This is a genomic window from Martinezella lusitana (assembly GCF_016901135.1).
Classification (GTDB): domain Bacteria; phylum Pseudomonadota; class Alphaproteobacteria; order Rhizobiales; family Rhizobiaceae; genus Rhizobium; species Rhizobium lusitanum_D.
In genome coordinates this window covers 195,400-219,885 of record NZ_JAFEVL010000042.1, presented here as the reverse complement: position 1 = coordinate 219,885, position 24,486 = coordinate 195,400, and the positions used below count along the sequence as shown (strand labels likewise).

Genomic DNA, 24,486 nt, shown 5'->3' with positions numbered 1-24,486 from the left:
TCATGCCTACGATCGATGAAATCAGTCAAATGGATCGCAGTTCGGTCCTGCACCCATTCACCTACCTGAAAGACTACGCCCAAGGCGAGGCCGGTGGCCCGACGATAATGGAAACGGGCAAGGGCGTGCGCATCACCGATGCGACGGGGCGCGAATATATTGACGGTTTCGCTGGCCTCTATTGTGTGAATGTTGGCTATGGCCGGACGGAAGTCGCTGAGGCGATTGCTCGCCAAGCCTACAAGCTCGCATATTATCACACCTATGCTGCCCACACGACCGAGGAGCTGGCTGTTTTGTCCGACCGCCTGATAAGGATGGCTCCTGGGCGCATGTCGAAGGTCTTCTATGGTCTCTCCGGCTCGGATGCCAACGAAACCCAGGCCAAGCTTGTCTGGTATTACAACAACCTTCTCGGCAAACCGCGCAAGAAGAAGATCATCGCCCGCGAACGGGGCTATCATGGCTGCTCAGTCATCTCCGGCTCGATGACGGGATTGAGCTTCTACCACGACCATATGGACCTGCCTGTCTCCGGTATCCTGCGTACCGGCGTTCCGCATCACTATTGGGGTGCTCATCAAGGCGAGACCGAAGAGGAATTCTCCACCAGGCGCGCCAAAGAGCTTGAGGCTCTCATTCTGGCCGAAGGCCCGGATACGGTCGGCGCATTCATCGCCGAGCCGGTGCTGGGCACCGGTGGCATAATAGCGCCGCCGGCGGGCTATTGGGACAAGGTTCAGGCTGTATTGCGCGAGCATGACGTCTTGCTGATCGCCGACGAGGTGATTTGCGGCTTCGGCCGTACAGGCGCTCCCTTTGGGTCGCATCTCTACGGCATCGAACCCGATCTGGTAACCGTCGCAAAGGGCCTGACGTCGGCCTATGTGCCGCTGTCGGCCTGTATCGTCGGCGAACGGGTCTATGAGGTTATGGAGGCTGGCACCGAAAAAGTCGGCAGCTTTTCCCACGGCTACACCTATTCCGGCCATCCGATCGGCGCGGCGGCTGCCAATGCGGTCCTCGATATTGTCGAGAACGAGCAACTTGCGGCTAAGTCCGCCATCCGAGGTGCCTATCTTCTATCGCGCCTGAAACAGGAATTCAGTCAGCTTCCGATCGTCGGCGAAGTCCGCGGTGTCGGCATGATGGCCGCCGTCGAATTCGTCGCCGACAGGGAGTCGAAAACGCGCTTCGATCCCGACCGGAAGGTTGGGGCACGGATCTCAAAGGCCGCACGCGACCGCCAGCTGATCGCTCGCGCCATGCCGCATGGCGATATTCTCGGCTTTGCTCCACCACTCGTTATGACCGAGGGTGAGATCGACGAGATGGTCGCAATCGCGGCCGCCGCTGTGCATCAGGTAATGGACGAACTCACCGTCGAGGGCGCCGCCCTGTGATCGGAGCGATTAAGCAAGGAGATTTCTTGAGGCTTCAATGCGTGCATGACTGAGAGAATACGCTTACCTAACAAATAAAAAGGGGAATGAAATATGAAAAAAATATCGCTGGCCCTGATCATGGGCGGACTACTGTTTTCATCGCTTTCTATGTCGGCCAGAGCCGATGACGGAACTCTCACCGTTGGAACCGAAGGCGACGCGCCACAATTCAGCATGGCGGATGCAAACGGCAATGTCACAGGCTATGACGCTGATGTTGCCAACGCGATTTGCAAGGAAATGAAGGTCAAATGCAAGTTCGTCGTCCAGTCCTTCAGCACTTTGATACCGTCGATCGATACGAACCGCTTCGACGTTATCATATCGGGTCTCGGCATTACGGACGAGCGCAAGAAGAAGATTGACTACTCCATCCCCTATGGTTCGGCACCGCAGTATTTCGCCGTCGCCAAGGGATCGCCCATTGCGTCCATGACTTCGCTCGCCGAAGTCCTGAAGGCCCTGGACGGTAAATCGATTGGTGTCGTCAACGGCACGACCTATGCGCGCTATATCGCCAAGAACATTCCGACCGCCGACCTCAAGACCTATGATTCCACCACCCAGTTGACGGCCGATTTCGCCGCCGGCCGACTGGACGCCGCCTTCGGGGATGCGCCGACATGGGCTGACTTCCTGAAGACCTCAGATGGTGCGAATTTTACCCGTGTGGAGATCAAAGTCAGATCCAGCGATGATCCGACAACGCTCGGGCAGGGGATGGGCGTCGGACTGCGCAAGGGCAATACGGAGCTCAAGGCAAAGCTCGACAAGGCGATTTGTGCTCTCATTAAAGACGGTACGATGACGAAGGTCAGCCAGACATGGTTTAGCGACGATTACACGCTTTCCTGCAAGCTGTAAGCGATGCAAATGTCGATGTCGTCACTGCGTGCAGTGACGGCACGTTTACTGGTGACGGATGATACAGACATTTTGGCATCTCATGGTGGAGCAGGGTTGGGCCACGGCAATCCTCAGAGGCAGTGGCGTCACCATCGTCGTTGGCCTTTTGGGAATGCTGCTAGGACTGCTTTTTGCAATCCCCTTCGCTCTCGCTCGCTGGCGCGGTCCTTGGCTGATCTCGCAATTGGTTTACAGCTACACCACTCTGATCCGTAGCGTACCCGGCCTCCTGGTGATTTACTTGTTGTTTTTCGGTTCCGTCCAGGCGGTGGATACCGTTGCCGATGTCTTCGGCTATAAGCAAGCGGCGCGCGACAGCTACGGCTTCATCATGGGCGTCATCTCAATCGGCATCATCTCATGTGCCTATTCGACTGAGGTTTTGCGCGGGGCGCTTCGTGCCATCCCGGTCGGAATTATCGAGGCCGCTCTCTCGTTGTCATTGCCGCGTCGGATCGTCTACCTCAAGATCATCGGGCCGCTCATGCTGCGCTACGCGTTGCCAGGATTAAACAATGTCTGGCAGTCGACCATCAAAGATACGTCGCTCATTTCGGTGGTGGGATTGGAAGAGCTCATGCGACTATCGGCGATTGCCGCGGGGACCACACGCAGCCCACTCCTCTTCTACGTGATTGCTGGTCTCGTCTTCTTGGCCATAACCGGCTTCAGCCAAATGTTCTTCACGCGTGTCGAAGCGCGCCTCAATCGCGGCTTCAGGAGGACCTAAGCATGGACTTCGATCTCATTCAGGCAGCATTGCCTGTCCTTTTGAAGGGTGCGTGGAACACGCTGGTGATCTCCGCGTTCGGCGTGGGCGTCGGGTTGCCGATGGGTTTAGCTTTTGCGCTTGCTCGCCTGTCGCGGCGAAAGTCTTTGGTGGCGATCTGCAACGGGTTCAGCGCGGTCTTCCGCGGCACGCCGCTCCTGGTGCAAATTTTCATTCTTTACTACGGGGTCGGACAGCTAGCCTTCGTCCGGCACAACCCGGTGCTGTGGTGGTTAGTCGGCGATAGTCTGCGATGCGCCATCTTCGCCGTCATCCTCAATACAACCGCCTATACCAGCGAGATATTCAGAGGCGCTTTTATGTCGGTCCCGATTGGTTTGCTTGAGGCGGCCAAGGCGAGCGGTATGTCGCCCTGGGTGACGCTTCACAAGGTCCATTTCCCACTCGCCCTGCGTCAGGCGTTGCCCGCCTATGCCAACGAGGTCGCGATGATCATCAAGGAATCGAGCCTTGCCTCGACCATCACGGTTTTGGAAATAACCGGTTATGCCAAGCGACTGATGAGCGAAACCTTCGCCATCATCGAGATCTTTGTCTTGGCGTCCGTAATCTATCTGGCGATCAACCTCGTGGCCCTGTCTGCCATCGGGTGGCTGGAGACCCGGCTGTCCCATTTCGAAGGCCCGCGATTGGCACGCTCGCGGCGATAGCGGCCGGCGGCAATCTGCAGAGGGTCAGCTGACACAAGAACGAAAGGTAAGACGTTGAAGCATGTCATCATCATTGGCGCGGGTGTGGTGGGGCTGTCAGCTGCTCGGGTCGCGCTAAAAGCCGGCTTCAGGGTTAGCCTGTTGGAGCAGGGCGCTGTCCCTAATCCACAGTCGGCGTCCCATGATCAACATCGATTGATCCGCTACCAGTATGGAAAGGCGGCAGGTTACACCACGATGGTGCGCCATGCCTTCGCTGCGTGGCAGCGTCTTTGGGATGATCTGGGGATCTGCCTGTTCGAGCGCACCGGTGCCCTCGGCCTATCGCATGCTCCAACCGACTATGTTGCGGACACGCTCAAGACCTTCCAAGACCTCAGAATTTCTCACGAGCGCCTGAACAGCGTGGAGATCGAGCGGCTTGCGCCACATCTGACCGTCCCTGAAGGAACATGGGGCCTTCTGAACAAGGACGGTGGCGTTCTCTTGGCCGACCGCATTGTCAGCGCGCTGGCCGGCTGGGTCCGCAACGCTGGTGCAGACGTGCGCGCCAATACCCGCGTCGTTCATGTTGATATGCACCGTGCCCTGGTCTCCCTTGAAGACGGTACCGATCTGCAAGCCGACACGGTTCTTGTTGCCGCGGGCGCCTGGCTCGGTGACTTGCTGCCCGAATACGCGCGGCCGACGTACCGTCAGGCTGTCTGCTACGTCGATGTCCCGGACGACATCATGCATCAATGGCGCAGCGGTCCTTGCCTCACGGATATCGGAATAGGCGACAATTACGCTTTGATGCCGGTTCGCGATACAGGCTTGAAGTTTGGATCCGGAGCCCATCGCAAGGCGGGAAGTCCGGCCTTTGGCTTTGGCGCAGATCCCGATGAGGGATACCAGGTTATCGCGCCTTTTCTGCCGTTCCTGCGGCAAGCAGATCTGTACAGACCGCGCCGGATGGCCGTTGGCTATTATGTGAAGGACAGCAGCAAGGCGTTTCACACCGACATGGTCGGCAGAACCCTGGTGATTACCAATTGCGACGGCCAGATGTTCAAGTTCGGCCCTTTGATGGGCGAGAAGCTGATTGCCTGTGTCCAGGGCACCCTCAGTCCAGCGGACCTGAAACTGTGGGCGGCCGGCGGTTGGCCGACATCGGAATGATTATTTGCGACCAAGCTAGAAAGGGCATCGCATGAGTGGACTGACCTTCTTTGACTTCGAGAATCTGCCGGCACCTCGCCATGGCGTTCCCCTTGCTGACAGGCTTATCGAGGGTGAACCGAAATTCACGACATGGGACATTGAAACGTCCGCCGACGGCACTGTGACGAGCGGCATCTGGGAGGTCACGCCCGGCGCCTATTGGTCCATCAAGGGTGACAGCTGGGAATTCTGCTCGATTCTTTCTGGCGTATCGGAATTGATCGAGGAGGGCCCGCCGCCGCGCCGTGTGCAAGCGGGCGACAGTTTCGTGATGAAGCCAGGGTTCAAGGGCATCTGGCGCGTGATCGAGACCACCCGGAAGCTTTGGGTGCAGAAGGATTGAGGCAGTGAGCTTGGGCTGCAGGGCTACCCAGGGCGGCGGTTTTGAACACGGTGCCGCCAAAAGGCGGTCGCCGTCCGCGGCGCTCCGACCGGTCACATGGACCGTAGGCCCTGCCGCTCCCAAGGCGATGGCTATTCCCTTTCCCGCCCCTCGGCTTGCACCCGTCACAACCACGATCATCATGGCTTTCTCCTGCCTTGAAGTCGTTTGGATCGCCGGACTTCCGGAACTAGTCCGGCAGGCCGGCGAGCGAGCGCATCAGCCGTGCTAGGTCTCCTGTGATAAGACCATTGCTCCAATCCATCACTGCCTTCAACGCTATGTCGCGGCGCTCGCCGAGCTTGGCGTAGTCGTCCTCGGTCAGGCCCTGCATGACCTCTTTCAGCCGAGAGGCGCCAAGATCAGTGCAATAGAGTGCGCCTCCCAACTGCTGGCGCCAGGATGTGTCAAGACCGCCGGCATCGATCCCGTCAAAACCGATCTCCTCGATGAGGCCGATTACCACGTCCTTGGCCCGCTGATCATCGGCTGCGACCGGCAAGGCGATGCGCTCCGGCGAGCCTTTGGGGTGCCCCTGCTTTCGGAGGCTGCCAATCGAGATGCTGTTGAACGCCTTGACGACGGGTCGTCCCAGCTGCTCGGCGACCCACTTCGTCTCGAGCATACCATTTTCCAACGCTTCGATGCGCCCGTCACGAAAGGAAGCGTAGTTGCCAGTGTCGACCACGATGAGGTCGTTGCGCGCGCCATCGAACAGATTGGCCGGAGATTGCTGGATAGCCTTCATTGGCACCGATATGACCAGGATGTCCGACTGTCGGGCGATATCGACGACCGGCACTGCCGTCGCGCCGACCTCTTTCGCCAAATCGGCGAGGGTCTCGGGGCCGCGGGAGTTTGCGATCCGCACGGTATGCCCCGCATCCTTGAACTTTCGTGCGAGGCAGGCGCCGATTTTGCCGGCGCCGATCAGACCGATTTGCATGGTTTCTCCAGTTCTGGATCTGTTTGCGCCAATGCGGACCGCGGCGTCATTTTGCTTCGCCTAGAAGGCGTAAGGGATGTCGTGATAGATGCGGTTGTTTGCTATCATCCAACGTCCATCGACTTTCTTCAGGATCGGCCGGTAGTAGCCACTCTCTATCGGGGTGATGGTTCCTTGCGCGCCAAAAGCCCCTGCCGGCCAACCGCCTTCGGGCTTCTCTGCTCCGACGACGTTGAACACCACGAAATGGACGTCGAGTGTTGCCGTGTCACCTTTCACTTCGATGATAGGGTCATGGGTGGTGTGATGGCTCCACCCCCGCGGCGGATGCGGCTTCATCAACGTGGTAACGGCTTCGCCAATGGCTTTCGCTCCGACCAACTCGCCAAGAAGCTCAGCTGTGCCTGCATTGTTGTAGAAAATCTCGGTCTTGCCTTCGGGCAGGAAGATTTTGCTCATTGCCGCTCCGTCTCGGTAGTCGGCTGCTCGGACATACCGCGCCATCACCTCTTGAATTTCACGTTCATCAGACATGGAAGGTCTCCTTGAGAAAATATGATACGATGATGGATACATATATCGAACTTGATCTGCAATAGTAAAAGATACATATTTGGCCAAACAGGAGCAGATGATGATCGATGTCCGTTTCCCGACCGCCTTGCAGATGATGCTGAGCCTGGCGCTGGCTCAGGTCGAGGGCGTCGAACGGTTGAGTTCCGCTGAGTTGGCAGAGGGGGTCAACTCCAATCCAACATTCGTGAGGCGATTGTTGGTGCCCCTGATGCAGGCGGATCTTGTTCGTTCGACCATGGGACGAGACGGAGGTGTCAGCCTAAGCGTCGACGCCGCCGCGATCACGCTCGGCGAAATCTACAAGGCGACTGTGGGGGACAAGAAGCTATGGACCGGACGTAGCGATATCCCCCATCGGTGCCTCGTCAGTTGCAATGTCGAACGGTTCTTTGGGAACTTGGCCGACGAGGTGGATGAATCGGTGTTGCACCTGTTGGGTGGGCGGACGCTGGCCGATGCACTCTTGGAGCTTCGCACCCTCGACGCGGAGCGCGTTTGAAAAGACAGCCTGCGGCATGGGTTTCCACCCCGACCAAGCGAGGCGTCCTCATGGCCGAGCTCCCTGAAGACCCCAGCCATGAGGGGAGAACGTCCGTTTTTTCGTCTACAGTTCGCCGTTAAAGACCCTCGACGACAAAGCCTCGATAGGACGCGCTCTTAAAGCGGTGCTGCGCGACAGCCTGATAGTCCGGGCTGCGATACCAGGCTAAAGCTGCATCGACGGTTGGAAATTCGGCGATCGCCACGGCCTCGGGTGCTGGCCCTTCCAACACCTCCAGTCTGCCATTCGCGGCAAGGAACTGCATTGGGAACTTTTCGAGCACTGGTCCTACAGAGTTGACGTAAATATCCAGCTCCTCCTGGTCGTATGTTTGCTCGCGGATATAGATGACATAGGCGGTCATTCGCGCTTCTCCGATTTGACCACGTGCGGCTGACAAGGCGGTTGTTCACGCTCCGTCCGCGATACTTTGAGTCCGGCATAAGATCAGTGCTGAATGACGACCTTGCCTACGATATTGCGCGCGCCGTAGTGCGTGATGGCTGCCTTGGCGTCATCGAATGCATAGACGCTATCGATTACCGGCCGGATGCCATGTTGTTCCATCGCCCGGCACATGTCCTCGAGATCCCGGCGGTTTCCAACTGTCACCGCGCGAAAGCCGACCCGGCTCATGAACATGGTCATGAAATCGACGCCACCTTCATACCCTGCCAGGATGCCAACGATGGAAATTTCCGCTCCAACAGCAGAGGCCTTCATCGACTGGGGCAGGGTCAAGGGGCCGCCCACCTCGACAACGCGATCGACGCCGCGGCCGTTGGTGAGTTCGCGGACCGCGTCACCCCACTCGGGCGTCGCATTGTAATCGATGACGTCGTGCGCGCCGAGCCTGCGAAGCGTCTGCGTTTTCTCATGGCTGGAGGTCGTCGAAATCACCCTGGCGCCAAGCGCAACGGCCAGCTGCACGGCGAACAATGACACGCCACCGGTGCCCTGAGTAAGCACCACATCGCCGGCGCGAACACCGGCAAGTGCCGACCATGCCGTCACTGCGGCGCAGGAAAGCGTAGCGCCTTCCTCGAAGCTCATGTGAGATGGCATGGGAACAAGGATCTCCGCGTTGACCACCTTGTATTCCGTCAGCCAGCCATCGTGATCGACGATCCACTGCTCGGGTGGAGTGTTCAACGTTCCGCCAAACCAGTTGGGAAGGAAGGAATTGACAACCTTGTCGCCGACCCGGAAGCGCTTGACGCTTTCACCGACTGCCTCGATTTCGCCGGCGCCATCCGACAACGGCACGCGGCCAATTTGAACGGGCGGCTGATACTGGCCGGCAAAAATGGGCAGATCGCGAAAATTGAGCGACGACGCCCTGACGCGGACCAGGACTTCACCTCGACCGGCCTTCGGAATCTCGCTCTCTTTGATGATCAGGTTGTCGGGTCCGCCAAAACTGCTGATGTGGAATGAACGCATGGATCTTGCTCCTGGACTTGATGCCTTGTGATTTCTTTTTACCGGGAGCATGATTGTTTGATAATCGCTCTATATTGGTACAGCCTGTGCAATCAAACTTCACAATAGATCGAGCGCGTATGGACGGCGTAGTCATGTTTCTGGCTGTTGCCGAACTGCGGGGGTTTCGGGCTGCGGCGGCGCGTCTCGGGGTGACGCCTTCCGCTGTCAGCCAAGCAATTCGGAACCTTGAGGCCCGGGTCGGCTCACCTCTTTTTGTGCGGACGACCAGGAGGGTAAACCTCACGGAGGCAGGCGAACGGCTTCTTGCCCACGCGCGGCCGGCGGCGGATATGTTGAGCGCCGGCATCGACGCCGCTGGCGGGTTAGGCGATGACGTGCGAGGAAAGCTGCGCATCAACGCGCCGCGAGCGGCCCTGCCGTTGCTGATCAACCGCCTGTTGCCCGATTTCTTGGCTGCCCACCCACAGATCCAGCTCGAACTCACTGGCGAGGATCGTCCGATCGATATCGTCGCGGAAGGGTATGACGCCGGCATACGGCTCGGCGATTTCGTCGAAATGGATATGGTCTCCGTTCGTCTAACGCCGGCCGAGCGGTTTGTAGTGGTGGGGGCGCCGAGTGTCTTCAAGGCGCAAGGCCGGCCAGTGCGCCCCGAAGATCTGCACGACTTCCGCTGCATCCTTTATCGGACCGATGCGAGTGGTGCGGACCACTGGCGATTTGTCGTTCAGGGGCGGCCCGTCACCATCGCGGTCACGGGTCCCCTGGTGATCAACGATATTGATTTGTGCATCAGGGCGGCACTGCGCGGTGTTGGATTGTTCCGACTGCCGCGTTCGCTCGTGATGCCCTATCTGGATGCCGGGGCGCTTGAGACCGCGCTCGACGCTTTTGGCGAAGATGTGCCCGGCCTCTCGCTCTATCACCCAAGTCGCAGCCAGGCGCTGCCCAAATTGCGTGCCTTTATCGAGTTTGCCGTCACGCGTATGCGTCATCCGGTGAGCGCCGCCGACTATTTACCCACGGCAGTGGATTAGCGTGCTTTGAGGCCCCTTCCGCCGCCGAAGACGACGGCGACACCGGCGGTCATGGGACCAGGAGCAGCTTGCCAGTGGACTTGCGGCTTTCCATGTCGGCATGGGCCGTCGCCGCATCGGCAAGCCGATACTCGCCGCCGATCAGGACCTTGAGCTTCCGTTCGGCGATCCAGTCGAATAGCTGTGCCGCGCGAGCGCGCAGCAGACCGGGCGTATGGATATGGTCGAAAAATGTCGCATAGCCGATCTTGATGCTCTTAGGTAGGCTCATGATATCGAGCGGCCCAGGGCCTCCAAGCACCGGACCATACCAGCAGAATGTTCCCGATCGGCGTAGTATGTCGAGCGAGCCCTGAAAGGTCGTTGGCCCGGAGCCGTCATAAACGACATGCACTCCTTCGCCCTTGGTCAGACGCAACGCCTCTTCTGCGAACCGGCCTTTTGTATCGACGATGACATGGTCTGCACCGGCCTCCCTGGCCGCCGCGACCTTTTCCTCCGACGAGACGCGTCCGATGACATGGCCGCCCCGCAGTTTGATGATCTGGGTCAGTAGCAGCCCGACGCCACCCGCGGCCGCGTGGACGAAGGCGACGTCACCGGGCTGAGTTGGATAAAAATCGGTCGCGAAATGGCTGGCGGTGAGACCCTGCATCATCACGGATGCGGCCACGCGATCGTCGATCGCGTCGGGAACCGGCACCAGCGATGCAGCAGGGATTGCAATCCGTTCCGCATAGCTTCCGGGCGCATAGACCCAGGCGACACGCTGGCCGGGCTCGATGCCCTCGACGTCAGCCCCCACCTTCAGGACCCGCCCGACACCTTCGACGCCAAGAATCTTGGGGTTGGGAATATTGGTCCAGGCCATTCCCTGTCGCACACCGATATCCATGAAGTTGACGCCCGCGACGGCGATCTCGACCAATGCCTCGCCCGGACCTGCCACCGGTTCGGGACGCTCGACATATTCCACCATCTCCTGGCCGCCTATCCCGTTCATCACAACCGCTCTCATTGATGGTGCTCCTCTCTTGAATGATCGTTCCATAATTAGTTAAAAAAAAAGGGCGCTACCGCAGCGCCCTCAGCGCCATGTCGGCTAGGCTGGCCAGCGCGGCGCGGTCGCCGCCGCCGCGTCCAGCGACCCGGATGCCGGCAATGTTGGCGATCAGAAATTCAGCGGTTGCTTCCGCGTCCAGGCTCGGGGCGATATCGCCTTCGCGTTGCGCATCGTGAACGCGGGCTACGATGGCTCCGCGCAGGCTTTTGCCCAGGAGCGTGCGGATCTCTTCAAGGTCAGGGCGGGACGCACCGAATTCATAGGTCGAACTGACGCCAAGGCACGGCTGATCCGCGGTTTCGACGACGCGATGCAGCATCGCAACGATCCCGTCGATCCCGCGCGCACCGCTTTGCAGTGCACCGAAATGCGCAGCACACTCGCCCAACCCGTAGCGACGCACCGCCGCGCAATAGAGCTGCCACTTGTCGCCGAATGCAGCGTAAAGGCTTTGCCTTCCGATCCCCATCGCATCAACGAGCATCTGGGCCGAGCTACCCTCGAATCCATGCTCTCTGAAGACGTGGATCGCGTCATCAAGCGCAGCGTCCGTGTTGAATTCCCGCGGTCTTGCCATGAGCACAATATAGTCGTTCTGGAACGATTGTTCAATAATGAATCCGGGATTGATCTGCTACGAGGCGATCTGCCCCAATCAGGTTTCGTGATTGGGTCGCCTGACCATACGAGAACATACGAAGGATATGGCTGGGCGAACCACCTGCTACGGCGAGGCTGGCTCGATCATGGATCGAATCGAGTTGAAGAGTGGACACCGTGATCGAAAAAGCGGTGATGGCCGACAAGGGGCTGATCGGGTCAGACCAGGCCGTGAGCCTCGGCTTGATCGTTACAGAGCTCGTTATCAACTCGTTCAAGTATGCTTTTCCGATTCCGAAGAAAGGTGATGCGATCGATGTGAGCTACAAGGTTGCTGGCGAGGACTGACTACTCACCGTTTCGGATAACGGCATCGGCAAAGATCTCGGGCCGGCGACAAAGAGCGGCGGTGGCCTCGGAACTGCAATTGTTCAGGCCCTTGTGAAGCAACTCGGCGCGACAATCATCACGATTGGTAATTCCGCTGGGACATCGGTGTCGATCAGCTGCGTCGATATAACGTCGAATTTTCCCGACGCGACTTGAACCTTCGCAGCGAAGGATTCACCGGGAACAAAAGTCCGAGCCTGTACCATCTCCACCAGAGTGCTGATGACCTGATCGGGGCTGTAGGTTTTACTGAGGAGCAGCAGCTCGCGACATGAGTGCCACCAGAGCACGCTGTGTGGGAGAATGATCCACCATTTGATGTGTATCTGATCGTGGTGCTTAACTTTAGCGGGCAATGCGGCCACAAAGGTTCTTTCTCACATCGTTGCGACCCGCCGGACATCGTTTCGCCTTTCAGCTATTTGGCGTTTGTCGTTCCGACCACCGTGTTCTAATGTGGTGATTAGACATGCGGACACTCCGCCACGGTTGACGGCGACGCCCCGTTCAATCCGCCATAGCGAGCGTCAGGGATATAACCTTATGCTTATCCGCTATGGCTACGACATTACCGTGACTTGCCCGCAACCGACACCGATGCTGACCATGCTGACGCCGCGTCCCGAGCGCTCGGCTGATGTTCGATCGCCGGATGTCGTCGTAACAAGCCCTGAGATAGCAACCACCACCTACCTGGATTTGTTCGGCAATGTCTGCCGCCGCTTCATCGCACCGATGGGTGACCTGCAGATATGGGGTGACGGAACCCTTGAAGACAGCGGTACCCATGATCCTGCTTTTTGGGATGCGCAGGAGACCGCGGTCGGTGAGCTGCCGGACGATTGCCTCATCTACCTGATGGGAAGCCGTTATTGCGAGACCGACCGTTTGAGTCAGATCGCATGGGACAGGTTCGGCAACGTCGCGCCGGGATGGGGCAGGGTGCAGGCGATATGCGATTTCGTTCACCAACACATCATCTTCGGCTATCAGAACGCTCGCTCGACACGGACGGCGCTGGAAGCCTATGAAGAGCGTATCGGCGTCTGCCGCGATTACGCCCATCTGGCCATTGCCTTCTGCCGCTGCATGAACATTCCGGCACGCTATATCAACGGCCACTTGGGCGATATCGGCGTGCCGATCCTCGACCCCATGGATTTTAGCGCCTGGATCGAGGTTTTTCTTGGTGGTCGATGGATGACGTTCGATCCGCGCAATAACGTGCCGCGCATCGGCCGGATCGTGGTCGCCCGCGGTCGGGACGCAGCTGACGTTTCGCTTATAGTTTCCTTCGGTCCGCACGTCTTGAAGTCTTTCCGGGTCTGGACCTATGACGTCACGGATGCACAACCTCCGGCCACCCGGTAGTTCGTCAACAAGGTGCCAATTTCGCTCGTGAACGGCTCGTCGGCAACGCTGCCGACATGAGCCTTAGCCCCGGAAAATTCCAGCTCCCGCTGGCCCAAATTCGGGGTGCACTTCAGGAGCAGGAAAGTGGCCGACCTCTGCCGCAGGCTCGGAATTTCAGATGCGGCGTTTTGGGCGCACGGTATCAACCAATTTCCTCAAAGGAGCCGTCAATCTCCATGATTTGCTATTCAGCAGATTGCCAAGCCGACCAAGGATAATTGCGTTTTCCTCTTCGTATTTTTGGGCTGTCTCCAACTCCATTTCGAGGCGCTTCACCTCAGCTTCGATGGTGTTGCATTGCGCGGAGAGCCTCGTAACATCATTGGAAAGCCTCGCGACATCATCCACTGCGGCCTGTCTTTCCTGTCTCACCCGTGTGAGCTCGCGGCGCAAGGCGATGAGATCGATATCGGATGTCGTGGGATAGCGATGGATCGATTGGCCGGCAGTCTCTGCAGCTTGGTTCGGCCCGGAACCGCCAAGTTCGGATCCGACCCGAACCAAGGACATGGAAGCGACTTGATCATGAGCCGATTTTGCCGCTTCGGCGGTGATCGTGGCAGGAAGTATGGGCTTTAGGGTCTCGTAAAGATAAGACCAGTCCTCAACCATGCGCGGAAAGACTGGGAATACAAGTGGGATGCAGGCCTTGGCAGCACCATGCACCAGCCGATGAAAACCAAGCGCCAGCAGCCGCGCTTGGTCGAGGGGATTCAACGAGTAGATGATCCCGCCGGGGGTATAGGCGAAAACCTCCCATGTGGCATCGAGCCGGTCCGCCATCCAACCAACGGTCTGGTGCAGGTGTCGGTGCTCAAGGATGCTTCTGCTCGAAGCCGCCTCGACCAGGTCCCGCATCGGAATGATGATGGCATCGAAAGAAAACCGGTTGCTCGCCAGGATCTCGTCGATGTATTCGCCAGACCAAGGCGATTTCAGCACATATGGCAGCTTGTCGCTCTGATCTACAAGAAGTAGATGCTCGAGGCCGGCATTGGCGTTTGCTTCCCAAGCTTGCGATTTGTCATCAGGCTTATAGCCCGTGTCCAGACCCAAGGCGGAAAGGTACCGTACAAGAAAGCTTGTACCCGCCCGGCCGGTGCCAGCAATGAGGAGATGGTGCGATGGTACAGGACCTTCAATGGTCTCGTTGGTATCTTGCATGGTCAGATTAGCTCAATGTTCCGGTAAACCGGAATTGCAAAGGTGCTGCCGGATCCCATGAAGGCGACGCGAACATTCCGCGTCGGGTACATGAAACCGGCAACGATGCGCCCCCACTTGAGCATCATCGTGATCGAGTCAGTCTAGACGGCTCGCCCGTTGAAATCCATCCTTAAACAAGAAACTAAGTTCGTGATTGATATCTTCTTAATTTTGCGCGTTGTGAACCACACGTCATTCAACCTGGGCGACTAGCATTAGCGAACATGCCCCGCTGGCGCTGGAAAATATGGTGCTTGCAAAAGGTCGAGTTTCCTTAAGCTATTCAGTCACCAGATTATGGAATTTGTTCAGACAACGAGCGAAGGCTGCTGCGGGCCTGTTTTCCTTGAATACGACAAGCCCACATTCATAAAGGGCTTCTCGAATATTTGGTAGCTAACGAAGGCGAACGGAACCAGCGCGAGGAAGCAGAGCAACGCCCAGACCTGTCCAATGTAGTAGTAGGAGATATTCATGATGTGTTGTTGCACGAAGTCCGCCATGAGGAATACGACGTAGAAGTGCCAGAGATATATCGAGTAGGAATATTTGCCGATCTTTGCGATGGATCGTGACAGCAATCCGCGGGAATGTTGGAATGAGCCATCGTAGTAGGCAATGAGTGCGCTAAAGAAAGCCCCTTCAATCGTAGGGAGAATAATCCAGATAGGAGAGGGCGAGGGGTATTGCGGCATTCGGTAGAAGCCGCCCATCCGGTCAAATAGATAATAAAACACGCAAAACACCGTCCCTAGTGCTAGAGCAAGGACGTGTTTCCTGATAATCATAGAACGGTAGTGGTAGGCCAAAATTCCAAATACAAATTGGTCTAGGCGGCCAGCGAGCGTCCAATAGGCGGGCCAGAAAACGGTACCGTTCCTGATGAATAAGAATGTTCGTAAGCCGACTGCTAGGAATATCGCCGCGAAGAGCAGCGCCGGTGATTTTCGGCAGAGAAACAGCAGAAGCGGAAGTAAAAGGTAGAAGTGGAATTCCACTGTCAGGGACCACGCACCGTTGGGGAGTGTCGGTTCGATCAGACCGGTCGGAAGGCTTCTTAAATAGCCAACGAGGTCAGCTCCAACGACATACTCCCGCACGCCCTCCACTACCAACATCGCAAAAAGTAGCGGTAGGAGCCGGGTCGCTCTACGTGACAGGAATGCAAGGTAGTTTACCGATCTCCCGTCAAGAATTTTCGCGAAAAGATACCCGCTTAATGTCATGAAAAGAGCGACGCCCGTATGCCCCTCATCCAGTAGAGCAAGCGGGAAAATCGATGGCGCACCTTCAAAAGGAACTGGGTAGCCGTTCGCGTAGTGCAGGAAATGCCAGCTGAAAACCATGAATGCCGCAAGCGCGCGAATATGATCGAGACCTAAGTCCCTGGTTCGTTTTTTGGTGTCGGTCATTGCTCGAAATGGGTCGGATGAGAATATGAGTTGGTGAGCTATACCAATCGAGAGAGCATTTCAATTACTCGCGGATTAGTGAGACTCTGACGGCATTGACCTCGCAAAAGCTTAGAGACCAGCGGAGCTGTCGAATGCTCCTTCAAAAATGCCGATGATCTGTTTGCCTGTGAAACGGTCTCGCTTCATTCTCTGGCCCTCTCAAACCGGCCAGAGCTTGCTTCAGAATGGATTATTTCAATAGGGTAAGGCCGCTAGCAACTTCTCCGCAGGCTCGATCCGGCAATTCCGAACTCGATGAGGCCTGGATTGTTCAAATTGGCTACAGTGACCACTACGGGGCAGCTGATCTTAATAACCCCCCGGCTGCGGATGGGTCGCGAGCCTCAGGTCTCTCAGGCCGCGATTACCGTCGCGGTTGCCGGTTGCGGCGACCGCGGTGAAGATGCGCTGGGCATCGTCATACATTTTGAGATTGAGATAGCAGTATCCGCGCAGCACCATCAGGTCGACACGCTCCTGCTGAAGCTGCGAGCGCTGGTCGAGATAGAGGAGGGCCTCATGGTACCGCTTGCCCGAAAAGGCCGAGAGTGCGCGATCCGAGAGAATGGCCACCTGCAATTCGGCGGCGCGCTGATGGTTCATGGGGGCCTTGGTCGCCGCGACGGCGGCGTTGTTGGCAAGCCCGGCCCGCAGATAGGCGAGGCTTTGCCCATAGGCGGCCTCCTCGCGTGACTTTGGATCGGTATTGTTCAGCGCGACGCCAAAGGCTTCCACGGCTTCCATCGGTCGATTGAGGTTCATCAGGCACCAGCCGCGCGATAGTGCATTTCCCGGGGTCAGCAGCTCGGCACTGGCGGTGGTCGTGCAGCCGGCCGGACTGCGTGCGCCGCGCACGACCGTTCTGGCGCGGGTTTCCGCCTGACTGTATTCGACTGGTGGGGCGCGGCGAACGGGCACTACGGGCTCCTGGGCGACCTGCGCGTTGGCGGGTGGTTGCGTCATGGGAGCCAGAGGCGTTGCTTGGGGAGCCACCAGAGGGGTGCTCTGGAGCGTTCCCTGCGGCGCGATCTGCGGTGTTGCCTGGACTGTCTGATTCGGAGAGGGCAGTGGTGCCGAGGTCGGCGTGCGCGTCGTCGGCTCGCCGAGAACGGCGATACGCTGCGAACGGCTTGCCCAGAGCCGCTGGACTTCGGCGACACCCTGCCGATCATTCAGCTGATTGCGCGTGATGGCCAGTCCATAAGCGGATGGTTCGTCATCCGGCTTCCAGCGAAGCGCCGTCTCGAACCAGCGCGCCGCCGCCTGCGGTTGGTTCAGCGAACGAGCATACCATCCGAATTGTTGTGCCGTCGGAACGTATTTCTGCTTCACCACCTCGGAGGCCATTCGCCCAAGGACCTCCTCGTTCAGATTAGGGGGCGGCTGCAAGGCCATCAGATTGGCGGTGGCGGCAAGATAGGTTGCCATCGCGTCCTTGGATTCGTTGCGCCACTTATACATCGCGTCTTCGGCCTCTTGCGGCTTGTGGTCGGCGATCAACACCAATGCCAGGCCCTGCGAGATCGCTGCGGAATCTTCCTTGGCGTGCGCGGCTTCGAACCACTGCTCGGCGTCGCTGTAATTGCTGCGGCGCAGATAGTACCAGCCGAGAAGCGAATCATCGGATGCCAGGCCCTGGCTCCGCGCAACGCGTTCGACCTGCGAGAGATAGTCCTGAGAGACGGTTAGTTTCGGATCGTCATTGCCCTGGGCCACGAAACGGCGTGCAAGGTCGGTCCTTACGCTGTCGAATTCCCGCCCGCCATTGCCGTCGGGTTTCTCGAGGGCCAGCAGGTCCTGCATGGGCTGATAGGCCAGCAGTGCCGCCGCTTTCTGGATGGTCGCAAGCCGTTCCTGCGGATTGGCGCAGCTCTTCAGCATATAGGTGTAGGCGTCCTGCCCGCGCTTTATCCGATCCGTGCGAATGAAGGCCTCGGCCACCCGCCACAGAATGTCGATGTCGCTGCAGGTGAGCAGGCTCTGCGTATTGGCGGCGATGTCGATGACAGTCGCATATTGTTTGAGATCGGAGGCGTTGACGAGGCGCGTGCGCGCTTCGGCGACGTCGAGGCGTTCCAGCAGATCGGCGGGCGGCTGCCACCCGACTTCCGCGGTCTGACGGTCGGCGATCGCCTTACGCAGATCGGCATAGCGGCTTTCCGAATAGAGCTGCCACATAGCTTCCAGCTGCTTGTCGCTGTTCTGCGGAATGGCAAGCGGATCGGCTGGAGGCGTCCAATTCGGGTAAAGTGTCTGCAGTCTCGAGATCTCGGCCTGCAGCCGCGCCTTGTCGCCGCGGCTGGCGAAATAGCGCAATGCGCTTTCGTCCACCTTCGGCGGATTGGCCGGTTGAGCCTGGCCTGGCTGCTGCTGCGCCGGTTGTTGCTGAGCAGTCTGGGGTGCCGTCGACTGCGGTGCAGCCTGTGCCAGCGCGTCGGGCGCGGGTGTATTCGTTTGGGGGTTGTTCGGCGCGTCGGACAGGACGGCGGATGGTGCTGTCGCCTGGATGCGGTCGGCGACCGCACGCAGATCGACCGTTTGTTCCGTAGCGCCGCCCGGCTTGATATCGGCTGCAAGCAGCGTCTGCGGCTCCAGACGGCTCGATTTTGCCAGCTTGATCTTGTCTTCAGGCGAAACATGATCCTTGGTCGCGAGGGTGAAACCCGCCACGGCCACTGCCATAAAAGCCATGATCAATGTGGATTTTATAAGCACTCCGGGTGTTTCTCCGCGACGAAAGCCAGGCCCAACAATTGCAAAGTGGACGGGTAGTAAAGGGACGGCGCGAACTGCCGAACCGAGGTGGGTAGTTTCGTTCCGCTCACCACACACGCCACAACATCGTTAACAATCCTATAACCGGGGTCGGCAAGCAGCTGTTTTGGCTTGCCCGTTGCCAGATCGATCGTGCCCGGTTCGTCCCCTTCGACGGTCATGCCTTGTTGCAGCCGTGTCAGCAAAACCTTGTCGTCTATACCGGCTCGCGCCAGGTAGAGCGGTATCCTGATAGCATTATAGCCAAACTCCGCCTCGAAGCCATCAGCAGGTTCCGGCCTGGCGCGCAGGCTCACCCAATCGGCCGGCAGCTTTCGCGGGCCGAACTGCATGGCGCGCAGTAGCGCAACGCCATCGTCCGTCAGTTTTTGCCACCGATCCGAGGGCGCCAGCAACGCCATGACGGGGATAGCCTCGTAGATCCAGTAGGATGGATTGATGATCGGGCCATCCTTACGGCCCGGTGCCCTGTAGCCGTCAACACCGGGAATGAGCAGCGTTCGGCCGCCGGAATCGATCACGACACGGGAAAGAAGCGCCTTCGCCATGGTTGCGGCGGCCTGCAGATAGTCCTTCTTGTTCCAGGCCGATCCCGCAAGCGCCAGCGCGTAGGCGATCAAGAGGTCGCCATCGGAGGCATTGTTCGTGTCCGCTATATGCGGCGTGACGGCCGGGTCCCATTTCCAGGCAGCTAAGCCATCGTCGCGCAACAGCAATTCGGTTCGTGTGAAGTACCAGATCTGCTCGAAATCAGCCGGGCTGTTGGCGAGATAGGCGAGCAACAGGCCGTAGCCTTGACCTTCGCTGTGGCTCATGTTGCCATTGCCATTGTCGATGATACGGCCGCTTGCATCGAGGAATTTCGTCTTGTAGGCGATCCAAGCTTGCGGATCGATCGCAGCATGTTGAGCCGCGACCGGTTGGGCGACCGCCAGGATGGCAGCACCGCAGATTGCAAGGATTGAGCGCAAGCGTCTCATTCGCGCCTGCCGATCTTCGAGAGAATGCTTGCGGTGCTGATGCCGAGCAGCAGCGAACCGATTACCAGCAGGAACGCGTAGGACAAGATATTGCTGGAAAGCCAGTTGGCGGCGATCAGGCGGTAATTGGTCAGCGACCAGGGCTGCGACATGACTAAATCGAAGCGGCTGACAGGCACCGTTTCGATCTTTCCCGTCTTGCCGGAATAGACGGTGATGCGACCGCTGATTTGCGGCCAATCGAGTTGCGACGTCATGGCCTCTACGCCTGCCCGCAGATCTCCGGCGCTCGGTGCGGTGATCACGGTCCAGGTGGCGTCGTTGGTTGAGTTGGCTTCCTGGGCGATCAGGAACGTGTTGGCATTCGACGGCGTAAACACCTGTTCCGAACCTGGCATGAAGCGTAGCGAGCTGAGCGAGATATCGAAATTGCGATGCATCCATTGCTGGAAGCGGTCGAATTGACCCTGCAGCAGACCGCCGCTGATGCGGGAGCGCCAATCCGCAATCGTGACGGAGGCGTCCTGCGTGCCGGCTTGCCCTGGAGTGGGTGGGCGCCAAGCCACCTGGCTCGTCGCTGCGATATTCATTTGCGAAAGGATCGTCGACGGCAGTTGCGAGATCGAACCGATGAAGATCGCATTGCGGCCACTGATCGTGTTCGGCGAGGCAGTCGGCTCCACGGCGATCGGGTGTCCCGCAACGATCGCCATCTGCCCGAGCAGGGTTGCGGTCGCCGACAGCGTATCGGCATCGGCCCGATCGATGAAGAGGGTGGTCGGCCCGGTGTCGCGATTATAGGGATAGCCGGTTCCTGCAAACGCCGCCAGGTTGGGGCGCTGTGCGACCCTTGCAAAATCCGGCATGCGGAACTGGCTTGTGTCGAATAGCGCAAAACGCGGCGTCGTGCTGGATGTGGCGGCGGGCGCGCAGGCGGTATCCCCGTCGGTCATTAACATGGCCTCGAGCGTCAATGTATTCAGGCCCGGCTTGAAATGGCGCATGGTGATGCGGATGGGCAATTGTCGGAAGATGCCACCGCCGCTGGCAGTAATCGGTTTCGTCGTGGCGATGCTGCCATTGACGTAAACGTCGATATGGCTGCCGGGGCGCACGTCCTTTGCATAGGCGGCGTCCAGCTGGATGGTCGCCTCCCCATAGGCATTCGCATAGAAGTCCGAGGGGATCGCCACGTTGAAGCTGGTGTGGAAGCGACGCCCGGAGAACTCCGTCGTCTTCACGCCCAGTTGCTCGAAGGAAAGGCTGGTGCCGGAGTAGATCAGAGGGGCATCCGGCGCCGTCCATCGCTGCGTGACCAGGAGATCGCGGCGGGTGCCGGGATCCCGGTCGGTCGGTGAAACGACCATATCGATCGCAGAAGAGATCGCCTGCCAGGATGGGCCGCTGATGAGCAGAAGCTGCTGGCCGCTGCGCGGATCGATCGCGAATGTCGCCAGCGCGCCGCTCTGGGCCGCGGAAGGTACGGCAAAGACGGGCTGCAGTTCCGCGGGTGTGCCGACGACAACCGTCATCTTGCCCGGTCCCGCCGGCGGTATTGCATCCGTGCCAAAAGAGAATGTCTCGTTCGGCATGCCGCTGAGAAGAGACAGGCCTTGCGCAAGCCGCAGCAGCGGCTTGGTGGTGCCGGGTTGAGCCAGCGCCGGCACCACAATATTGTATTGGGTTTTACCGGCACCATCGACACCGATCGCGCGGATTGCATCGGTGGTCGACAGTTTCTCGGCCTCGCGGCCGGTGAAGCTTAGATAGGTTTTTTCCGGATCGACATCGGACCAAAGTTCATAGGTCGATTGGATGTCGCAGTCGGTGCGATGGCGTTGTGTCGCCTCGAACGTCAGCAAATTGGCGCCCGGCTGCAAGAGCCCTCGCGGAATATCGAAGCTGACATCCGAAACACTATCGGGCGAACCGATCTGCTGCTGGTGAACCACCCGGTCGTTGAGAAGGACGGTGAGTTGCGATGCTTCAGGAGCGACGACGACCGCATTCTGATAGGCAAAATTGAATTTCGCCGGTGCCGCCGCCTGCTCGGGCGTCAGATAGATCGACCAGGATCTGCGATCGTTCTCGCCTTCCAGCCGGAACTTCGCGAAGGGGACGACGTAACGCCGGAACGCAGGTGTCGCCGCGGTCGCCTGTTTCACCACCGGTGCCACCTGGGGTGTCACTTGAGCAGGGACGGCGGGCGTCGTCACATGCGGCGCGACAGCCTGCGGCGTGGCTGCCGGCGGCACAATCACTTGCGGAGTGGTCACCTGGGGAGCAATGACCAGCGGAGCGACCGCCTTGGGTGCCTCGGCTTGCGGCGTTGCCGGCTGTGGCGTGAAAATCTGCGGTGTGGGCGGCGGCTCGCCTTTCGGCCGTTCGCCCGACATGTCGAAGGGCGTCGTTTGCGCCTGCGCGACTGCGGCGCTGATGAGGAAGATCAGTGCTGGAAGGATGCGTCTCATCAGCCTTTCGCCTTCGCGTCCTGCCGCTGTTGCCCCTTTTCGGCCCCGACACCCTTGAACAGATAGAGCAAGCCGCGGCTGGTCTGGTAGAGCGATAGGCCCAGGAACCAGACCGTTCCGCGGATGATGCCAGGGTTGCGGCGACGTGCCTGCTGAAATTTCGTCCATTGATCGGAGTTGGCAAAGACAAGATCGGCGATCAGCCGATGATCGGCTGCACCTTTCGGGACATATTGGCACCCGATGGTCGTGATGTCTCCCGTCTGCTCGATATTGCGGATGATGACCGACAGCGTCACCATCTCGGCGCTGCTATAGGGCTGGAAGCGGATGATGGCTTCGGAACCGACCTTCACCAGGCCCATGTCCTTGTTGAAGACGTTCAATCTGGCGCCGTGAACGGACACATCTTCGATAGAGGCGGAATTCCATTTGTCGCCAACGCCGAATTCGCTGCGTCGATCGACCCTGACGCGCCGCGAGGAGGCGCGTTCGCCGCGCTCGGAGACGACACCTAGCGCGCAACCGGAGAGGATCAGGTTGATGATGTTCCAGCCGCCGACGACGAGCGTTACATCAGCCTTATAGGGTTCGGCATAGACACGATATATGGTCACCGCCAGCGCAATAACTTGTACGGCAAAGATGACGAAGAACGGGCGGCTGATTTCCGAAAGACGGCTGACGGAGATCGATTCGTCCTTGGCCGTGACCTTGAAGGTCGGCTTGCGAGGGTTCAGCATGACCGAGATGACGGCGGGCAATAGATGCACCGTCTGGACATATTCGTAGAGCTCGGAAATCCACGGCCAGCGGAAGGAGCCATAGAGATAGTTCTGCATCATCAGGTTCACGAGCATGTAGGCGAGCGTGTAGGCAAGGAATTCGCTGCCTGAGGCCGTGAATATCTCGAGATCGAAAAACAGATAGCAAAGCGGCGCGAACAGGAAAATGGCGCGTGGAAACGGGAAGAGCCAGAACAGCGTCGAAGACATGTAGCACAGGCGCTGCGGCAGCGTCAGGCCGCGCTTCAACAGCGGGAAGCGGAAGCGCAGGATCTGCATCATGCCCTGCGCCCATCGGCTGCGCTGGCCGATGAAGCTCGCAAACGTGGCGGGCTGCAGCCCGGCAATCAGCGGCTTGTCGACATAGATGCTGTTCCAGCCGGCGCCATGGAGCGCAAGCGCGGTTTCACAATCTTCGGTAATGCTGATGCCGCTGAAGCCGCTTTGCGATTCCAGCGCCTTGCGGCTGAGCACGGCTGCCGAACCGCAGAAGAAGGCCGCATTCCATTTGTCCAGACCGCGTTGAATGATGCCGTAGAACATCTCGTTCTCGCTTGGCATGCTGTCAAAGGTGCGCAGATTGCGCTCTAGCGGGTCGGGATTGATGAAGAAATGCGGCGTCTGGACGAGAAAAAGCTTCGGATCGTCGTCGAAGTAGCCGACCGTCTCGAGCAGGAAATCGCGCGCGGGCGCGTGATCGGCATCGAAGACGGCGATAAGGTCGCCATCGGAATGTTCGAGCCCATTGTTGAGGTTGCCGGCCTTGGCGTGTTCGTTGCGCTCGCGCGTCAGATATTCGACGTCGAGGTCGACACAGAGCTGTTTGAGCTCGTCATGGCGGGCAATGGCCGCTTGGGATTCAAGCACCTTGGTCGAGTTTCGCTTCTGTGCCGTGCCGCCGTCGTCAAGCAACCAGACCTTAAGCTTGTCGGCCGGATAGTCCATCGCCTTTGCGGAGGCGAGCGTATTGGCGAGAAGATTGGTATCCTCGTTGTAGGACGGCACGAAGACGTCGACGGATGGGAAATCTTGCGTCTTCGATGCGCGGGCCGTGCGCGGGGGCAGGGGTGTGGCGACGATGAAGAGGCTGAGCATCAGCATCGCCACGTTGTACATTTCGGCGAGATAGAGCAGCAGCCCCGGGATGAAATTTTCAAGCTGGTTGATGGGCGGCAGCGTACTCGTAGTCCGCCAATACACATAGCGCAGCACGATTGCCGTGCCGAAGGCGAGCGCGACAAGCCGCCAGGTGCCCTGACGCTTGAGGATCTTGATGATCGCCATCATCGTGACGACAACGGTGCTGGCGATCAGCTGCGTTTGAAGGTTGATCGGCAGCGTGATCAGCATGACCCCGCATAGCGCGATCACGGCCCATATCAAGATGCTGCTTGCTGTCTGCATCGATCTTCCTTCAAAGGTATTGC

23 protein-coding genes are annotated in these 24,486 nt (G+C 58.8%); 10 read left to right on the top strand and 13 right to left on the bottom strand.

Going from position 1 to position 24,486, the window contains the following annotated elements; translation table 11 throughout:
- Positions 1–2: 2 nt before the first annotated feature.
- The 6 genes from JTP94_RS15260 to JTP94_RS15235 all read left to right on the top strand — a co-directional run bounded on the left by JTP94_RS15260 (position 3) and on the right by JTP94_RS15235 (position 5,337).
- Complete coding sequence (locus JTP94_RS15260) at positions 3–1,403, top strand: aminotransferase (RefSeq protein ID WP_204851326.1); 1,401 nt, start codon at positions 3–5, stop codon at positions 1,401–1,403.
- Between the two features lie 93 nt (positions 1,404–1,496).
- A complete protein-coding gene (locus JTP94_RS15255; RefSeq protein WP_204851325.1) occupies positions 1,497–2,309 on the top strand; it encodes a transporter substrate-binding domain-containing protein in 813 nt (270 codons plus the stop codon).
- 58 nt (positions 2,310–2,367) lie between these two features.
- Entirely contained in the window at positions 2,368–3,081 is a 714-nt protein-coding gene (locus JTP94_RS15250) for an ABC transporter permease (protein WP_204851324.1), read from the top strand.
- 2 nt (positions 3,082–3,083) lie between these two features.
- Positions 3,084–3,791, top strand: a complete 708-nt coding sequence (locus JTP94_RS15245) for an ABC transporter permease (RefSeq protein ID WP_204851323.1) — start codon at positions 3,084–3,086, stop codon at positions 3,789–3,791.
- Between the two features lie 54 nt (positions 3,792–3,845).
- Positions 3,846–4,952: an FAD-binding oxidoreductase gene (locus JTP94_RS15240; protein WP_204851322.1), complete on the top strand. Its 1,107-nt coding sequence runs from the start codon at positions 3,846–3,848 to the stop codon at positions 4,950–4,952.
- Between the two features lie 31 nt (positions 4,953–4,983).
- Positions 4,984–5,337, top strand: coding sequence for a cupin domain-containing protein (locus JTP94_RS15235; RefSeq protein ID WP_204851321.1), 354 nt, complete (start codon positions 4,984–4,986; stop codon positions 5,335–5,337).
- Positions 5,338–5,566: 229 nt separating this feature from the next.
- Here the strand turns inward: JTP94_RS15235 and JTP94_RS15230 are convergent, their stop codons facing one another.
- Positions 5,567–6,355 (bottom strand): NAD(P)-binding domain-containing protein, encoded by a 789-nt coding sequence (locus JTP94_RS15230; RefSeq protein ID WP_312038177.1) that lies wholly within the window; start codon positions 6,353–6,355, stop codon positions 5,567–5,569.
- A gap of 27 nt (positions 6,356–6,382) precedes the next feature.
- Entirely contained in the window at positions 6,383–6,856 is a 474-nt protein-coding gene (locus JTP94_RS15225) for a nuclear transport factor 2 family protein (RefSeq protein WP_204851319.1), read from the bottom strand.
- 100 nt (positions 6,857–6,956) lie between these two features.
- On the opposite strand from JTP94_RS15225, the gene JTP94_RS15220 reads away from it, so the two are divergent.
- On the top strand, positions 6,957–7,397 hold the full coding sequence (locus tag JTP94_RS15220) for an Rrf2 family transcriptional regulator (RefSeq protein ID WP_204851318.1): 441 nt from the start codon (positions 6,957–6,959) through the stop codon (positions 7,395–7,397).
- 118 nt (positions 7,398–7,515) lie between these two features.
- Here the strand turns inward: JTP94_RS15220 and JTP94_RS15215 are convergent, their stop codons facing one another.
- Together JTP94_RS15215 and JTP94_RS15210 are read right to left on the bottom strand one after the other, a co-directional pair.
- A complete protein-coding gene (locus JTP94_RS15215) occupies positions 7,516–7,803 on the bottom strand; it encodes a DUF1330 domain-containing protein (protein WP_204851317.1) in 288 nt (95 codons plus the stop codon).
- A gap of 83 nt (positions 7,804–7,886) precedes the next feature.
- Positions 7,887–8,882 carry an NAD(P)-dependent alcohol dehydrogenase gene (locus tag JTP94_RS15210; protein ID WP_204851316.1) on the bottom strand — a complete coding sequence of 332 codons (996 nt, stop codon included), beginning with the start codon at positions 8,880–8,882 and terminating at the stop codon, positions 7,887–7,889.
- Positions 8,883–9,016: 134 nt separating this feature from the next.
- Between JTP94_RS15210 and JTP94_RS15205 the strand changes: the two genes are divergently transcribed.
- Positions 9,017–9,922 (top strand): LysR family transcriptional regulator, encoded by a 906-nt coding sequence (locus JTP94_RS15205; RefSeq protein WP_246754983.1) that lies wholly within the window; start codon positions 9,017–9,019, stop codon positions 9,920–9,922.
- 49 nt (positions 9,923–9,971) lie between these two features.
- Here the strand turns inward: JTP94_RS15205 and JTP94_RS15200 are convergent, their stop codons facing one another.
- Both JTP94_RS15200 and JTP94_RS15195 read right to left on the bottom strand, forming a co-directional pair.
- The gene (locus JTP94_RS15200) at positions 9,972–10,940 is read right to left on the bottom strand and encodes a quinone oxidoreductase (protein ID WP_204851314.1); all 969 of its coding nucleotides are present in this window, start codon (positions 10,938–10,940) and stop codon (positions 9,972–9,974) included.
- 55 nt (positions 10,941–10,995) lie between these two features.
- The gene (locus JTP94_RS15195) at positions 10,996–11,562 is read right to left on the bottom strand and encodes a TetR/AcrR family transcriptional regulator (protein WP_204851313.1); all 567 of its coding nucleotides are present in this window, start codon (positions 11,560–11,562) and stop codon (positions 10,996–10,998) included.
- Positions 11,563–11,753: 191 nt separating this feature from the next.
- Here JTP94_RS15195 and JTP94_RS15190 point away from each other — a divergent pair, with 191 nt between their 5' ends.
- Positions 11,754–11,933, top strand: a complete 180-nt coding sequence (locus tag JTP94_RS15190) for a sensor histidine kinase (protein ID WP_204851312.1) — start codon at positions 11,754–11,756, stop codon at positions 11,931–11,933.
- A gap of 83 nt (positions 11,934–12,016) precedes the next feature.
- Here JTP94_RS15190 and JTP94_RS15185 read toward each other — a convergent pair whose 3' ends face one another.
- Complete coding sequence (locus tag JTP94_RS15185; RefSeq protein WP_204851311.1) at positions 12,017–12,340, bottom strand: hypothetical protein; 324 nt, start codon at positions 12,338–12,340, stop codon at positions 12,017–12,019.
- A gap of 178 nt (positions 12,341–12,518) precedes the next feature.
- On the opposite strand from JTP94_RS15185, the gene JTP94_RS15180 reads away from it, so the two are divergent.
- Positions 12,519–13,346, top strand: a complete 828-nt coding sequence (locus JTP94_RS15180) for a transglutaminase family protein (protein ID WP_204851310.1) — start codon at positions 12,519–12,521, stop codon at positions 13,344–13,346.
- 156 nt (positions 13,347–13,502) lie between these two features.
- On the opposite strand, the gene JTP94_RS15175 is transcribed toward JTP94_RS15180, so the two are convergent.
- The 6 genes from JTP94_RS15175 to bcsA form a co-directional block, all read right to left on the bottom strand.
- Entirely contained in the window at positions 13,503–14,552 is a 1,050-nt protein-coding gene (locus JTP94_RS15175; RefSeq protein WP_204851309.1) for a hypothetical protein, read from the bottom strand.
- Positions 14,553–14,902: 350 nt separating this feature from the next.
- Positions 14,903–16,006, bottom strand: coding sequence for an acyltransferase (locus JTP94_RS15170; RefSeq protein ID WP_204851308.1), 1,104 nt, complete (start codon positions 16,004–16,006; stop codon positions 14,903–14,905).
- Between the two features lie 351 nt (positions 16,007–16,357).
- A complete protein-coding gene (locus JTP94_RS15165) occupies positions 16,358–18,763 on the bottom strand; it encodes a cellulose synthase (RefSeq protein WP_409456611.1) in 2,406 nt (801 codons plus the stop codon).
- Positions 18,754–19,803 carry a glycosyl hydrolase family 8 gene (locus JTP94_RS15160; RefSeq protein ID WP_204851307.1) on the bottom strand — a complete coding sequence of 350 codons (1,050 nt, stop codon included), beginning with the start codon at positions 19,801–19,803 and terminating at the stop codon, positions 18,754–18,756. The genes JTP94_RS15165 and JTP94_RS15160 overlap by 10 nt, the downstream gene beginning before the upstream one ends.
- Positions 19,800–22,274 carry a cellulose biosynthesis cyclic di-GMP-binding regulatory protein BcsB gene (locus tag JTP94_RS15155; RefSeq protein ID WP_204851306.1) on the bottom strand — a complete coding sequence of 825 codons (2,475 nt, stop codon included), beginning with the start codon at positions 22,272–22,274 and terminating at the stop codon, positions 19,800–19,802. The genes JTP94_RS15160 and JTP94_RS15155 overlap by 4 nt, the downstream gene beginning before the upstream one ends.
- Positions 22,274–24,463 (bottom strand): UDP-forming cellulose synthase catalytic subunit, encoded by a 2,190-nt coding sequence (gene bcsA / locus JTP94_RS15150; protein WP_204851305.1) that lies wholly within the window; start codon positions 24,461–24,463, stop codon positions 22,274–22,276. The genes JTP94_RS15155 and bcsA overlap by 1 nt, the downstream gene beginning before the upstream one ends.
- Positions 24,464–24,486 lie beyond the last annotated feature (23 nt).

Bases quoted from the DNA above. Each gene is read 5' to 3' on its own strand.
- bcsA (WP_204851305.1), bottom strand. From the start codon at position 24,463: ATGCAGACAGCAAGCAGCATCTTGATATGGGCCGTGATCGCGCTATGC.
- JTP94_RS15215 (WP_204851317.1), bottom strand. From the start codon at position 7,803: ATGACCGCCTATGTCATCTATATCCGCGAGCAAACATACGACCAGGAG.
- JTP94_RS15155 (WP_204851306.1), bottom strand. From the start codon at position 22,274: ATGAGACGCATCCTTCCAGCACTGATCTTCCTCATCAGCGCCGCAGTC.
- JTP94_RS15170 (WP_204851308.1), bottom strand. From the start codon at position 16,006: ATGACCGACACCAAAAAACGAACCAGGGACTTAGGTCTCGATCATATT.
- JTP94_RS15180 (WP_204851310.1), top strand. From the start codon at position 12,519: ATGCTTATCCGCTATGGCTACGACATTACCGTGACTTGCCCGCAACCG.
- JTP94_RS15160 (WP_204851307.1), bottom strand. From the start codon at position 19,803: ATGAGACGCTTGCGCTCAATCCTTGCAATCTGCGGTGCTGCCATCCTG.
- JTP94_RS15225 (WP_204851319.1), bottom strand. From the start codon at position 6,856: ATGTCTGATGAACGTGAAATTCAAGAGGTGATGGCGCGGTATGTCCGA.
- JTP94_RS15235 (WP_204851321.1), top strand. From the start codon at position 4,984: ATGAGTGGACTGACCTTCTTTGACTTCGAGAATCTGCCGGCACCTCGC.
- JTP94_RS15210 (WP_204851316.1), bottom strand. From the start codon at position 8,882: ATGCGTTCATTCCACATCAGCAGTTTTGGCGGACCCGACAACCTGATC.
- JTP94_RS15260 (WP_204851326.1), top strand. From the start codon at position 3: ATGCCTACGATCGATGAAATCAGTCAAATGGATCGCAGTTCGGTCCTG.
- JTP94_RS15200 (WP_204851314.1), bottom strand. From the start codon at position 10,940: ATGAGAGCGGTTGTGATGAACGGGATAGGCGGCCAGGAGATGGTGGAA.
- JTP94_RS15250 (WP_204851324.1), top strand. From the start codon at position 2,368: ATGATACAGACATTTTGGCATCTCATGGTGGAGCAGGGTTGGGCCACG.
- JTP94_RS15255 (WP_204851325.1), top strand. From the start codon at position 1,497: ATGAAAAAAATATCGCTGGCCCTGATCATGGGCGGACTACTGTTTTCA.
- JTP94_RS15205 (WP_246754983.1), top strand. From the start codon at position 9,017: ATGTTTCTGGCTGTTGCCGAACTGCGGGGGTTTCGGGCTGCGGCGGCG.
- JTP94_RS15245 (WP_204851323.1), top strand. From the start codon at position 3,084: ATGGACTTCGATCTCATTCAGGCAGCATTGCCTGTCCTTTTGAAGGGT.
- JTP94_RS15175 (WP_204851309.1), bottom strand. From the start codon at position 14,552: ATGCAAGATACCAACGAGACCATTGAAGGTCCTGTACCATCGCACCAT.
- JTP94_RS15220 (WP_204851318.1), top strand. From the start codon at position 6,957: ATGATCGATGTCCGTTTCCCGACCGCCTTGCAGATGATGCTGAGCCTG.
- JTP94_RS15195 (WP_204851313.1), bottom strand. From the start codon at position 11,562: ATGGCAAGACCGCGGGAATTCAACACGGACGCTGCGCTTGATGACGCG.